Consider the following 13902-nt stretch of genomic DNA (forward strand, 5'->3'; position numbering starts at 1 on the left):
TTCACATAGCCCCAATACAGTATGAGTTGTGCCTTGCTGATCAGTGACACCGGTTAAATCCATTCCCCAATACCGAAAAGGCCGAACCTGATAAGCTGGTTTGGTTTTTAGCTCTTTGCGTTTTAATAGCACGGCATGGCGATGCTGTTGCAGGGTATTGGCAACCCAGGTTTTACCCACGGAGACCCTTTGCGTTGCAAAGTGGCGATTAAAAATGTCAGCCAGCGCTCTGCAGCCAGAATCCGGCATCAGGGCTTTTAAGCGGATTATTTCAACAATGGCCCAGTCTGGTTTTTTGTGAGTATGCACTTTAGTGGAAAACGCAGGGTTCTTACGAGTTTTACGGCAAAACGCCTTGTGGGCCATGTGAGCACAAAGTCACAAGCGGAATGCGAATATCATCAATGCAATCAACAGCATAAAAACGACTCAAAACTATTTAGTTGCAAACAAACTGTATCGCCCCCTTTGCTCTGCCCCAACTAAACCAGCTTCACCTCAGCCTGGAGCCGGGAAGGGGATGAGGTGTATGGTTACCGGCTGGAGGGCAGCGGTTATCAGGATACGTTGAGCGCCGGTCAACTGCGCAGTACAGCATATTTTAATGGCTGCAGCCTCAGGTATGACAAGGATAAAGGGCTGCTGAGTAGTTAGACCAATGTCAGTTGAACAATAGTTAAAGAATTTTTTTTTGCTGAAAATAAAAATAACTGTGCACGATTTCAGTTTTCTGTGGAATGTATAAAAGAAGCTTTCTTCCAGTTTGGTCATTCTAAAGTGCAAGGGATAGCGATGGTTAGTCGTCGTGTGACCTGAGTGCAAGGCTTAACGCCGGATACCGTATTTGTGAAGCAGAGCTGATGTTTATAAGTATCCATTCAAGGAAGTACTGATGAAAAATAATAGATTACATAAAATCTACATCGGATTGTTCGCCGGAGCTCTTTTAGCAGGCTGCTCCGACGATGATAAAGACGAAATTCCTGTTGTTTCGGTCGCTGCTACCGCTCAGGTGAAAGAGAGTCGAAGTCTTACTTTGACTGCAACTGGTCAGGATGATAAAGAAGAGTTAAGTTACAGTTGGGCTCAGGTTTCTGGGCCAACACTTGCTTTGACAGATGTATCAACCGCTTCTGTAGGAATAACAGCTCCTGCGGTTTCGGCGGATAGTACCGCAGTTCTTCGGGTCACAGTTACAGACAGCGCTAACCAAACTGCAACTGCCGATGTGACAGTGACTGTAGCTAATAACCTTCTACCTGAACTGGCCGCTTCCTTTGCTACTGTTACTGAGAAGTCGGGTGCTGAACTAAGTGTCACAGCGCAAGATCAGGATGGTGAAATCAGTTCATATTCCTGGACTCAAACAGGTGGACCAACAGTAGAACTTGCTGGTATAGGTACCGGCACAGTTACATTTACTGCCCCCAGTGTTACCGAAAATACGGCGCTTACCTTCAGCGTTACGGTGACCGATGATGACAACGAGTCCACCACTCTGAGTCAGGATGTCACTATCACTCAGCAACTCAACAGCTATACACTTTCAGGTGTTATTGCTGAAGAGGCTTTTGCCAACTCTGCGGTGACTGCTGTTCTGGCAGGTCAAAGTTTTAGTGCGACAACAGATGAAACTGGTAGTTTTAATCTTTCGATTACGGCAGACGATGACGAAACTAATTTGTTTACCAGTGTAACCGCCAGCTCTGAAGCAATGGATGGGGTGGAATATTACACTTTTATTCACCAACTTGACGCTGATACAGCTGAACCTGCAGCTGCTTCTATGGTTGATCAGCTTATCAATTTAGTTTACGCCAATGCTGAGAATGCTGTACCAAACACTGTAAGCATTAACGCCATGTCGACGGCTTTGTATTCGTTAATTGTTCAAGCGAACAATAATGAGGTTCCGACAGATCTTGACGCTTTTACTGTTGTTGAAAAGTCAGTGAGCCCGGATGAACTGATTGAGGCGGCTGCGGTGGTTAAACTAGTGACGCAGGGGGGCGATTTTGCGTTGCCGGAAGGGATCTCCAATGTTCTTGAGCTGCTAACCAATACTGAAGCTTACAATAACTACGTAGCTACAGCAGAAGCGTCCGTCCCAGGTATTGTGACTGCAACAGTTAACGAAATTATTGCTGACCCTGAGTTAACGGCACCGGTAGATGCGGACTCGCTGGCGAGTGTTTATTTTGAGGTGTCTCCTGCAGCTGCTGGTTTCCTTTCCAGAGGGGGGGACAAATATGACTTTAAAGCTGACGGTTCTGGTTCCGAAAGCTACGGTCATGGTGTTAATCGTTTTAACTGGAGTATTAATGACGGAAAAGTGCAGTTAACTTATTTGGAAAGTATGGGGACTGCATATTATCCTGACGTGGCGGTAGGCGTTGCTGGTTTAACTGAAGAGCAGGTTGCATATTTGCTGGATAACGGCATTAACTATGTTGAAGTAATTCAGGTTCCGACTATGGCTACGATGCAGCGTATTGTTAAAGGTGAATTAACCGACACTTACCGTGTGGTCACTCATGGTATCGAAACTATGACTCCCCTGACCATTTACAACGTTCTGATTAACCCGGAAGGGGTCAGTTATTCATCTTCCTCTGATCAACTGCTGCGTAACGGCGACAAACTGCAAACTCAGAATCTGTCTGCTGCGGATATGGCGGGGCAATGGGCCTTTGATCGTTACTACTATGCAGGTGATGATGGCCTTGGTTATGCTGATATGTTGTTTGATATTTTTGACATTAATACAGACGGTACCGGAACAGCGCTAGAGAAGAATGTTCCTTTTACCTGGGAAATTAATGCAAAGGGCGCTTTTGTTGCTGATCTAGACGATGGAACTTCACTGGAGGTTGTGAAGTTAGACCAGGTTGGTAATGACATACAGGTATTTACCTCTGCATACGACATTGACGGCAATTTGATCGCTGTAGACTTAGATTATGCAGTGAAACTCGATGGTTCTGACTTTAGTGATTTTGAGCAGATCAACACCGAAGATATGTATTGGCAGGGCACTATCAACCTGTGGGCAAAAGATGCCTGGCACGACGGTACGCTGTTATGGGATAACGGGCTAGTCTATTTTGGTTTCCAGTTCCGGGAAGATGGCCAGGGTTATACTATGGCGCTGTCAAGCTCAAACCCTCCTGAATTTACACCAGAATTTAATACAGGGTTCAGTTGGACCAAAGACAGCATGTCAGGAGCAAAACAGCATCTGGAAATACACAGAAGGATGTGCGCTGATGATCCACAACAAAGTTGCAGCCGTCGTGACTGGAAACTACTGAAAGTTGAAGACGGTATTCTGGGGAAAAGAATTTACGTCCTGGAGTCTCAGGTATACAGACAAAACAGCACAAGCCCGGAGTACATAGTTTATGGACTGGGGCCTCGTTTGAATTTTTATGAGGAGATGTCGTTTGATTACTGGAATCAGACTGCACAACCCACTGACTCTGCAGTTACAGACAGGCTTAACTTACCTGCTGGTTCTTTAACACCAAATAAGCGTTTACTGTTAGAACCAAACAAAGTCGTTAAGTCTCAGCATTAACGGAAAAAGTGTGGGCAGGTACTGTTGCAAAATGGTACTTGCCTTTGTTGCTAAATAATTGTTTTAAATCATGCATTACTGTTCCATGGCTATTATTTATCTCAAACTCAGGCTGACGGCAATTCTTACACTGCGGACTTTACCTTTGATGAAGTATCTGAACTGAATAAAAACAACTCCCGGACCGGATCGGGGCAACTGAACATTCAGCCTACTTTCGGAAAACACAACACCTCGTGGGATGCAGTTGTAGAGGCAAGGCTCGTAAGCCTTCAGACGCCAGCTGGAGACTTTGATGTTGTGGCAAGCCTGGTTCATGCCGAGACCAATACCACCATTGATGGTTATCAGGTCAACGCAAATTACAACACAACCCTTTATTTCGCAGCAGGTGTTGGATTAGTGGCTATTGAAGAAGAGGGCATTCTTTATCGACTTACCGATTATCATATAGCTGAAAAGCCTGTCACTACGCCGCCGCCTGCGGTTGACACTAATACTCCAGACGAATCTTCATCTGATTCCGGCGGCGGTTCCGGCAGCCTTTCGTGGTTATTGCTGCTCTGTGCCACTGTTTTTATACGTAGAAAAGTGCAGGCGGTGTGATAACAGCATAATAACTCGTGACAAACAAAGCAGATCAAGAGGTCTGCTTTGTTATGTACAACGATCTCGCTGTTCTTGATTCATGTAATAAGTTGCGCCGATACCTGAGCGATATTTCTCAAATATGGTTATCAGGGGAACTCTTGCTTATCCATAACCATGCTGGGAATTTTATCGTGGACATGAACTAAACTTATATTTTATTTTTGATTAACGTCAATGAAACATGGTTTGCATGTTTCATTGACAGGGTCGATAGAGTAGTAAAAAAACATTTGATTTTGTTCCTTTTCCTATGCTTATAATCAAGTCGGTTAGCTATCGTTGTTGTTCGCCACATTAGGGATGAACTCGGCAGGACTGGTTGTAGGGATACTGATGACAGATTTTGATTCACTTCTTCCTCTGTGGAGTAAAAACCAAAGTAATACATTGCTACTGGCTGATCTGCTTAGTTGCAGTCTTCGGGAGGGGAAACCAGAGCAGGCAAATGCTCTGATCGATCAGTTGGGGAATCCTGCGTCTATTGAAGCAAAATTTGCTGTTGTAGTTGTTGAATACCTTCTCAATAGTGGTCAATTTCAGGCTGTTACATCTTACCTACCAGTGCTAGAGCACTCTGTTGAGCATAGAAGTGCTTTTGTTTACTATTCCTTAGTTCAATTGTTTTTGCTAAACAAATTAGATGACATTTCTGATTTCCACTCGACTTATCAAAGTGAAATACAATCCTCGCCTTCTAGTAAGTTGCTTGTGGCAAGAGCTCTCTATATGCAGCTTAAAGTGGAACAAGCGCTTTCTTTATTGCAGGATGATATGGAGCATCCTGAAATCAATGAGCTCAAGTCTTTACTTTATTTTGAAGTAGGGCAGTTTGATCAGGTGCGTGTATGCGCAGAAGCTGCTCTTCGTGAATTACCAGACTCATATCTCGCCCGTATTGCTCTCGCCTCTTTATTTATTGAACAACGTCATTATCGTCAGGCCGGGGAATTGGTTGATTACTGTATTCATAGATTTCCAAATCAGGGGCGAGCCTGGGCGTTAAAAGGTCAATTGGCGTTTGAAAAACTTGATTTTGTCTCTTCCAGAGATGCACTCAGAATTGCGACCAGTCTGATGCCTACTCATCTGGGTAGCTGGCATATGCTAGCCTGGACAGAGTATTTGCAGGGAGATAAACAAGCAGCATTTGCTGCATTTCGTGCGGCCTTTGCTACGGACCCAACGTTTGCAGACTCGCAGGCGGGCATGGCTATTGTTGCTTTAGATAATAATGATATTGATAGCGCTGAAGTTTTTGTTGATAAGGCAATAAGACTGGATAAACGAGGCTTTACAGGACGTTATGCCCATGCCTTGTTACTGAATGCAAAAGGTGAGACTGCGCAGGCTGAGCAGTTGATTCAGCTTATGTTGAAAGCTTCTGCTGCGGATGGTGTATCTTTCCAGCGACTTATCTTAGAAAAGCTTGAAAAGTTACAGGACAGCAAGACTCATGGATAGTGGATTTGCACTAAACGCTATGTCTGAAATGTTTGAGCTGTCGTTGAAAATTGCCTTGCCTCTTTTGCTATCGACTTTGGCCGTTGGAATACTGGTGAGTGTGATACAGGTTGTTACTCAAATTCAGGAAATGACCCTAACTTTTGTACCAAAAATATTTGTGGCGCTGTTTGTCTTAGCAATGTTGGGGCATTGGATGCTGGGGTCTTTAATGGAATACAGCAAGTCTATATTTGCTGGTATTGCGAGTATGTAATGGCCCAGGCACAAGTAGTAAGCATACATGAGTTTTTCTTGATTCTGGCACGATTATCACCTGCCATGATCAGTACTATGGGACCTTTCCGTTATCTGCCCACTTTCGTTCGTGTTGTGCTGCTATTGGTATTCACTGCAATTTTTGTGGCTTATAACCAAACCCCAGTTGCTGTTGAATCAGGTTTATTAAAGATGTACGTAGCCGAGTTAATTTTTGGCTTTGGCGTCTTATGGGTTTTTGTCGCTGCTTACGGCACCGTTTTGTTTTTTGGACGACTGATTGATTTGCAAATAGGTTTTGGTGCTGCGGGTGTGATCGACCCCGGTAATCAAACACAGGAAGCATTAATTGGCACAGCTTATCTGGCCTTAATTTCGACTCTGTTTTTTATTCTTGGGTTTCACCGAGAGCTATTTATGTTTTGGTGGCATTCTTTTGCGTTGATCCCTCTTGGCAGCGCAGATAACTGGTTTTGGCTGAACAAAGTAGTTCCTTTTCTGACCAGCTGTTTTGTGCTTGCTTTGCTTTTGTTTGCTCCCGTGATCCTTATTATCTGGTGTGTTGATGTAGCTACTGGTGCAGTCTCTAAAGCTATGCCACAAATGAACATCTATTTTGTAATGTTACCCTTTAAGATCGCTATTGGTTTGATTGTTTTGGCGGCGATGATAAAAAGTTCAGGCGAGAGCATCAGACGTATTTTTGAACTTATGTTTCAGCAGTTACATGGAATGGTGTCCTGATGGCTGATCATAAGTCAGAGAAACCAACCTCACATAAACTACGTGAGGCCAGAAAACAAGGGCAGGTAGCTAAATCACAGGACCTTAGTTTTTTCTTCAGTTTACTTGTTATTGTTGCTGTGTTTTTTATTTTCAGTGAAAAAATGGCAAGTGATATATCTGTTATTTCCCGTAATTTAATACTCTTGTCAGGCCAGATTGTTTTTTCTCCTCAGGTATTGATTTCGCTATTTATTGATTTGAGCATGAAATTGATATTTATAGTATTGCCCATTATTTTGGTTATTGCATTCTTCAATATATTTTTTAGTGTGTTGCAAACTGGTTTTGTATTGTCCGGACATCCACTTACACCAGACTTTAATAGGTTGAATCCAGCTCAGGGAATAAAAAAAATATTCTCTAAGAAAACTTTATTCGAGTTTTTTAAAAGCATAGTGAAGTTAGCCATATTTGGTCTGGTCTGGTACTTAACACTGCCTTCATTATTGGAAAACGCGGTTGGTTTATTTAGTTCAAGCCCGCAAGCGGTGCCGGGGTATTTTTTATATACCGTTGGAAAGCTTTTACTGTGGTTTGCTGTTTCAATGATTCCCGTTGTTTTAGTCGATTATGCTTTTACACAATGGGATTTCATGAAAAAAATGATGATGAGTAAGCAGGATGTTAAAGATGAACATAAAAAAAGGGAAGGCTCACCGGATATAAAAAGCAAACAAAAGAAAATCCAAAAGGAATTACTGCAAAAAACAGCCGCACTGAGCAATGTAAAAAGAGCAGATGTCATAGTAACCAATCCGACTCATATTTCTATTGCTATTGAATATGACCATAAAACTATGATTTCACCCAAGGTGGTTGCTATGGGAAAAGGTGGTCTGGCTTTTAAGATCCGGACCTTAGCCAGAAAACACAATGTTCCAGTTATTCGTGATAAAGCTCTGGCTCAAAAGATGTATCGGGAATGTCAGTTAAATGGTCATGTTTCGCCTGCTTTTTATGCTCAACTAGGACCCATTTATCAGTGGCTCTATCAGCGTAAACGTGGAGGTTTCAGAGGAAGCTATGCTGCGCGTTAATTTGATGAAAGGAAAAAACGAGCTGTTTTTGGTGACGGCACTGATGGCAATTATGTTGATGCTGTTTGTGCCTATACCTGCTGCTGTATTGGATATTCTTCTTATCCTGAATGTCAGTCTTGCACTGCTGATTTTATTGCTGACCTTTTATAGTGAAAGGCCGCTGAGTTTTTCTACTTTTCCTTCCTTACTGTTAATCGCAACTTTATTCAGGTTAGGTCTGAACATTTCTGCAACCCGTTTGATCCTCAATGACGGAGATGCAGGTGTTGTTATTTCTTCTATCGGCTCCTATGTGGTTGGTGGCAATTACGTTGTTGGTCTGGTGGTGTTTTTTATTCTGGTTGTTATTCAATATGTAGTGGTTACCAATGGCGCGCAAAGGGTAGCGGAAGTTGCTGCCCGTTTTACGCTGGATTCTATGCCTGGTAAGCAAATGAGCGTCGACTCCGACCTGAACATGGGACTTATTGACGAAACTCAGGCCAAAACAAGGCGCAAAGATATTGAGCGGGAAGCGAATTTTTATGGCGCGATGGATGGTGCTACTAAGTTTGTTAAAGGCGATGCCATAGCGGGCATTATCATTATCCTGATCAATATTATTGGCGGACTCTCTATTGGGGTTGCTCAAAAAGGACTTGATTGGGGTGTTGCCATGGAACATTACACCTTATTGACCATTGGTGACGGTATTGTCACTCAAGTCCCTTCTTTGATCATTGCTGTGGCTACAGGGATCCTGATCACCAGAGCCGCTTCAGATGCGAAGTTGGGCGAGGAGATCTCGAAGCAAGCCATGTCTTCCCCACAAACTCTGGTGATTGTAGGTTTAATGTTAGGCTGCTTAGTTTTTGTACCATCTTTCCCTTCATTTCCTATTGCTCTGATGTCTTTAGCATTTTTGGCGCTGTCATGGATGAGCCTGAAACAAAAAACAGCGACAGAAGCAGATACTGTGCCTAAGGATCAAGCGCTTGATGTTCAACCAGAAAAAGATGCGTATGGATTAACTCATACAGCGCCTATTGAGATTTTAGTTTCAACTGAAATAGAACATTTCCTAAAGCGTAACGGCAACGTCTTTATGGAGAGACTGAGTGGTTTTAAAGCGAACCATTTTAAAAAGACCGGATACCTGATTGCAGATATACGCGTTACGGTTGAGCCTCTGTTTAAAGCCTATGACTATAAAATACGAATTTACGGTGCCAATGTTGCTTCGGGTGTTCTGTATGTCGACCGATATCTAATCATCGACCCCGCCGGCAAATTTACTGCAGTAAAAGGGATTGAATCTAAAGAACCCACCTATCGATTGCCTGCTTGTTGGGTAGAGGAGTCTCAGTTAAACGCAGCCCGACAAGCAAACTACACAGTGGTTGATGCTGAAACGACGTTATTGACTCATGTTACCGAAGTGGTCAAAGGCTTTACCCACGAGTTATTGACACGAGCTGAAACGGAATCAATGCTTGCGGTTTTAGCAAAACGCAGTGCCAGCCTGGTGGATGAATTGGTGCCGGGTGTATTGTCTTATAGTGATGTTCAGAAGGTATTGAAACATCTTTTAAAAGAGCGGGTTCCAATTCATAACCTCGAGTTAATTCTGGAGGTTTTGGTAGAGCAAGGACGTCATAGCAAAGATATTCTGACTTTGACACAACATGTCCGGGTACGTCTGAAGTCGCAGATTTGTGCTGGTCTTGTTGATAATGAAGGTAATCTCAACGTAATTACTTTGTCTCCTAAAGTAGAACGACAGATTGTTGCTGGTTTAACAAAGGAAAATGACAAAGCCTCTTTAGCCCTTGAGCCCGGACTGCTGGACAACTTAATTGGGCAACTGACCAGACAAACAGAGCAGTTGCTGATCAAAAAAATGCCACCTGTGTTGATCACTCACTCATCGGTTCGCTTTGCGATGAATCAACTGATGGAACGTGTCATCCCCCAACTGAGTATTTTGTCAGTTGACGAAATACCTTCCTACACCAATGTGAAAGCATTTGCGACTGTATCTGAGTCTCCAACCTTAGTTGCGAAGGGGGCTTAACATGGATGAGATCCAATTGTATCTGACCCCACTGACCAATAATCTGGAACAGTTACGCGCTGTGAGTCAGAACGTATCCAATATAAATACACCAGGTTATAACGCCCAAAGTTTTGCTTCGAGTTTCGACGGTAGTCAAACCTTAGTCCATAAAGTCAATGGCCATAGTGTCAGGTCGACGGGACAGGAACTGAATTTCGCAATCACAGGTAAAGCATTTTTCCTGATAGAAAAAGATTCTGGTCGCTACATTACAAAAAATGGCTCATTTCATATTGATGCATCAAAGCAACTGACTCACATCAGCGGAGGCAAGTTGTTGGTTGATGGTGCACCAATGAACTTACAAGGTGCTGAGTTTTCAGTTTCGTCCACTGGCGAAGTTTCTGAAAACGGCAAGGTAATAGGGAAAATTAATTTGGTTGAACCCACAACCAATGCTCAACTTCGGCCGGCTGGAGATGGATTGTATCAACTCACAGAGGGTGGATTGCTGGATGTTGAAGGCGAGGTAACGCAGGGCGCGATTAACACTTCTAATGTAAACCCTGCGTATGAGATGTCCCGTCTGTTGCAACTGAGCAGGCACACGGAAAGTTTACAAAAGGCAGCACAGACCTATAACGAAATGCTGTCTAAAGGTATTAGCGATATTGGAGGTAAATAATGTTTGATGCTTTATATATTTCGGAAAGTGGTTTGAATTCTCAGCAAAAATTGATCGATATTATCTCCAATAATATTGCCAATGCTTCTACCTCAGGTTTCAAGAAGTCATCTGTTAATTTTATTGATATTGTGGTTCAACCTGATAGTCAGCAGGCCCAGATTGCATCGCGGGAATATGCAGATAATACATCCATCATTGGTGCAGGTGTTGGCGTTGGCGAGGTCAGCCTTGACCATAGCCCAGGTACACTGAAGCAAACCAATAATCCTCTTGATATTGCTATTAGTGGCATAGGTTATTTTGAAGTTCAATTGGACAGTGGTGAGCTGGCTTATACCAGATCTGGGCGATTCCGGGTGGACGCTGACGGAAATCTAATCACTCAAAATGGTATGAAGCTATCTTCTAATATTGCTATTCCACCAGACACACAACAGTTAAGTGTGAAGAGTGACGGGACTGTTGAAGCTTTGGTGGATGGTGAAACTGATCTTATTCAGCTAGGCCAGATTGAACTTGTCAGATTCAATAACCCACAAGGCCTTCAGAGTATCGGAAATAACTTGTATCTCGCGACAAATGAGGCTGGTGAAGCTATTTATGCTCCGCCTTCTGAGTTAGGCATGGGCGCTTTGTTACAAGGTGCCAGTGAAATGTCGAATGTCTCAATGAATGAAGAAATGGTCAATCTGATGATGGCGCAAAGGGGCTATCAGTTAAACGCACGTATTCTTCAGGTATCCGATCAAATGATGGAAACCATCAACAACCTGAGACGCTGAGTTTTGAGATCGATAGTTGTACTTATATTGTTCCTGGCTATGTACTTAAGTGCTGCTGAGCTTGAGTTGAAGGAATCAAGATTAACACTGGTCAGCCCTGTAACTCTGAACAGCTTAGGGCAACTCAGCGGTGAAATACCCGCTGAGCTTATGGCTAAACCATTGCCGATCCTCGCAGGTCGTCAATGGTTTAGCCAAAGCCAACTGGCAGGTTTAATTGGTGAATCCCTGGAATTACGTGACTTCAAAGTGACAGGGCGAAAAAACATTTTACTGGAAGTATGCGCTGAACTGGATGAAGCGGATGTGGTTCGCCGACTCTTGCAACAAACGAACCTAATGAATGGCAGCCGCCGTATCGATGGCTTCAGATTTGTATCGTCAAAAGATATTTGTCTGGATAGTCCGTTATCAGAGGTTCAACTAGAGCATACAGCCGTCAGACAGAAAAGGATGCGGGTTGTATTAACCACTGTGGAACAGAAACAGATTTTTGCATGGGTTGCCGCTGACATTAAACAGAGAGTTGCTGTTGCCAGGATTGAGCTGAAACAGAATCAAGCTGTTAGCGAAGAAGATATTGATTGGCAGTGGATCGATGCAGAGTCTGCTAAGTCAGCTAAATACCTGGACAGGTTTTTGCCTGATATTCGATACGTAACGAAAGTTGAATTAGAGCAGGGAAGTCGATTATCGCTTAGTGATATCAGTCAATTATTACCTGTCAATACAGGTGATCAGGTGACAGTACAAATGGAAAATGGGGCAGTAAGAATTCAGGCTGTTGCCAGAGCTCTTGCTCCAGGTTACCTGGGGCAAAGAGTAAGCATATTAGTTGAGCAAGCTTTACGACCCGTTGAGGCGAAAGTTATAGGTATCGGTCAGGTTAAAATATAGGTTAATACATGAAACTTCTCAGAATGTGTGTTTGTGTCATGGTCGGTATAACAGCATATGCTGCTGCCAGTGATTCCGAGTTTGATGTGTCGGGCTACCAGTCTTTAACAGCGGATAAAAGAGCTGCTGAAGTGGGTGATACGGTGACCATCATCATTCTTGAAAATGCACAGGCAAGCTCAAGTGCCGGTAACAAAGCTGAGGGTGATTTTTCTATGGGAGTGGATGCCTCAGCTAAGAATAAAAATGGTCAGCCATTGTGGGGAACTGATGTGGATATCGGAATGTCCTCGCAGCAGCAAGGTGATGCGGCGAATAAGAGGAACGGATTTATCCGGGCCCAATTGACCGCCGTAGTTACTGCGGTTGGTGATAATCAAATTCTGGTGATTGAGGGTAAACAAAGTATCACTATTGATGGCGAAGAACAGACCATCGGTATTAAAGGGAAAGCCAGATCTACGGATATCAGTTCCCAAAATACATTGATCTCAACCCGACTCTTTGATTCAGAAATCAGTTTTACCGGTCAGGGTGAAGTGAGTGACGGTAAAGACTCAGGGTTTCTTTATAAAGCAATGAAATGGTTGGGTTTGGCATGACAGTCAAAGGAATATATGGTCTGGCTGCAGTATTACTATTGGGTATTTGCTCAGTTGCTGCAGCTCAAGGCAGTGTGAAAATAAAGGACTTAGCGCGTTTTGATGGAGTGCGAAGTCAATCTTTAGTTGGGTATGGTCTGGTCGTTGGCTTATCAGGTTCAGGAGACTCGGCACGTTCCAAGGCAACTATTCAATCTATCCGAAATACGTTGCAAAACTTTGGAGTGGTTGTCGCTGACAATGATATATACAGCCGAAATGTGGCAGCAGTTATCGTGACTACAGAACTGTCTGCTTTTGCCCAATCAGGTGACAAGATTGACGTGCAGGTGTCGTCTTTGGGTGATGCAAGAAGTCTTACCGGTGGAACACTGCTGTTAGCCCCTCTGAATGCTATTAACGGTGAAATTTATGCTCTTGCTCAGGGATCCGTTTCTGTTGGCGGCTACCAACTGGAGAAGTTTGACAATCTGATGCAAAAGAATCACCCAACTGCTGGTGTGGTTCCCTCTGGCGGAACAGTGGAAAGAAGCTTAAATAATGACTTCGTTTCAAAAGACGGGAATATTTATCTGATTTTGGATAGTCAGGATTTCTCTACTGCAAATAATGTTGCTACTACATTAGCGAACGAATTCTCGGATATTCAAGTGGAGGCAGTTCATGCCAGCCGCATAAGAATAACGCCAAATACTAACCGCTCTGTCGTATCACTGATGGCTGCCATTGAGAATGTTCGGGTTGAGCCTGAGCGCAGCGCCAAAGTGATTATTAATGAAAAAACCGGTGTGATAGTTTCCGGCGCTGATGTCATGGTTGACAACGTTATGATTTCGTATGGCTCTTTAAAGTTAACTATTACAACCGACTATCTGGTTTCTCAACCAGAAGCCGTGCTGGTGCGCGCACCTGACAGCATAGGGACCAGAGTGGTACCTGATACGGAGCTTGCCGCAAATGAAGACAATAACGTCGTGTATGTGAATGAACAAGGGACTAATGTGGCGGAGCTAGTCAGTTCTCTGCAGCAACTCAATCTGACTACACGAGATATTATTTCAATTTTGCAGACCATTAAAAAAGGTGGTGGTTTGCATGCAGAACTCATTATTCAATAAGGACTGA

13 protein-coding genes are annotated in these 13902 nt (G+C 43.5%); 12 read left to right on the forward strand and 1 reads right to left on the reverse strand.

Going from position 1 to position 13902, the window contains the following annotated elements; genetic code table 11:
- Positions 1–366, reverse strand: a 366-nt coding sequence (locus tag LSG34_RS06310; protein ID WP_233007982.1) for a hypothetical protein, incomplete at its 3' end; no start/stop codon positions are given.
- A gap of 526 nt (positions 367–892) precedes the next feature.
- On the opposite strand from LSG34_RS06310, the gene LSG34_RS06315 reads away from it, so the two are divergent.
- The 12 genes from LSG34_RS06315 to LSG34_RS06370 all read left to right on the forward strand — a co-directional run bounded on the left by LSG34_RS06315 (position 893) and on the right by LSG34_RS06370 (position 13895).
- A complete protein-coding gene (locus LSG34_RS06315) occupies positions 893–3577 on the forward strand; it encodes a PKD domain-containing protein (RefSeq protein WP_233007983.1) in 2685 nt (894 codons plus the stop codon).
- A gap of 300 nt (positions 3578–3877) precedes the next feature.
- On the forward strand, positions 3878–4183 hold the full coding sequence (locus tag LSG34_RS06320) for a hypothetical protein (RefSeq protein WP_233007984.1): 306 nt from the start codon (positions 3878–3880) through the stop codon (positions 4181–4183).
- A gap of 378 nt (positions 4184–4561) precedes the next feature.
- Positions 4562–5689, forward strand: a complete 1128-nt coding sequence (locus tag LSG34_RS06325; protein WP_233007985.1) for a tetratricopeptide repeat protein — start codon at positions 4562–4564, stop codon at positions 5687–5689.
- Complete coding sequence (gene fliQ, locus LSG34_RS06330; RefSeq protein ID WP_233007986.1) at positions 5682–5945, forward strand: flagellar biosynthesis protein FliQ; 264 nt, start codon at positions 5682–5684, stop codon at positions 5943–5945. Before LSG34_RS06325 ends, fliQ begins: the two co-directional genes overlap by 8 nt.
- Positions 5946–5983: 38 nt before the next feature.
- Complete coding sequence (locus LSG34_RS06335) at positions 5984–6691, forward strand: flagellar biosynthetic protein FliR (RefSeq protein ID WP_233007987.1); 708 nt, start codon at positions 5984–5986, stop codon at positions 6689–6691.
- Entirely contained in the window at positions 6691–7770 is a 1080-nt protein-coding gene (locus tag LSG34_RS06340; protein ID WP_233007988.1) for an EscU/YscU/HrcU family type III secretion system export apparatus switch protein, read from the forward strand. Before LSG34_RS06335 ends, LSG34_RS06340 begins: the two co-directional genes overlap by 1 nt.
- Positions 7757–9826: a flagellar biosynthesis protein FlhA gene (locus tag LSG34_RS06345; RefSeq protein ID WP_233007989.1), complete on the forward strand. Its 2070-nt coding sequence runs from the start codon at positions 7757–7759 to the stop codon at positions 9824–9826. Before LSG34_RS06340 ends, LSG34_RS06345 begins: the two co-directional genes overlap by 14 nt.
- A gap of 1 nt (position 9827) precedes the next feature.
- Positions 9828–10493 carry a flagellar basal body rod C-terminal domain-containing protein gene (locus LSG34_RS06350; protein WP_233007990.1) on the forward strand — a complete coding sequence of 222 codons (666 nt, stop codon included), beginning with the start codon at positions 9828–9830 and terminating at the stop codon, positions 10491–10493.
- Positions 10493–11278 (forward strand): flagellar basal-body rod protein FlgG, encoded by a 786-nt coding sequence (flgG, locus tag LSG34_RS06355; RefSeq protein ID WP_233007991.1) that lies wholly within the window; start codon positions 10493–10495, stop codon positions 11276–11278. The genes LSG34_RS06350 and flgG overlap by 1 nt, the downstream gene beginning before the upstream one ends.
- A 150-nt stretch (positions 11279–11428) precedes the next feature.
- A complete protein-coding gene (gene flgA, locus LSG34_RS06360) occupies positions 11429–12175 on the forward strand; it encodes a flagellar basal body P-ring formation chaperone FlgA (RefSeq protein ID WP_233007992.1) in 747 nt (248 codons plus the stop codon).
- Between the two features lie 8 nt (positions 12176–12183).
- Positions 12184–12777 (forward strand): flagellar basal body L-ring protein FlgH, encoded by a 594-nt coding sequence (locus tag LSG34_RS06365; RefSeq protein ID WP_233007993.1) that lies wholly within the window; start codon positions 12184–12186, stop codon positions 12775–12777.
- Entirely contained in the window at positions 12774–13895 is a 1122-nt protein-coding gene (locus tag LSG34_RS06370; RefSeq protein ID WP_233007994.1) for a flagellar basal body P-ring protein FlgI, read from the forward strand. Before LSG34_RS06365 ends, LSG34_RS06370 begins: the two co-directional genes overlap by 4 nt.
- Positions 13896–13902: the final 7 nt, after the last annotated feature.

Origin of the sequence: Rheinheimera faecalis (assembly GCF_021290965.1) — a bacterium.
GTDB classification, from domain to species: domain Bacteria; phylum Pseudomonadota; class Gammaproteobacteria; order Enterobacterales; family Alteromonadaceae; genus Pararheinheimera; species Pararheinheimera faecalis.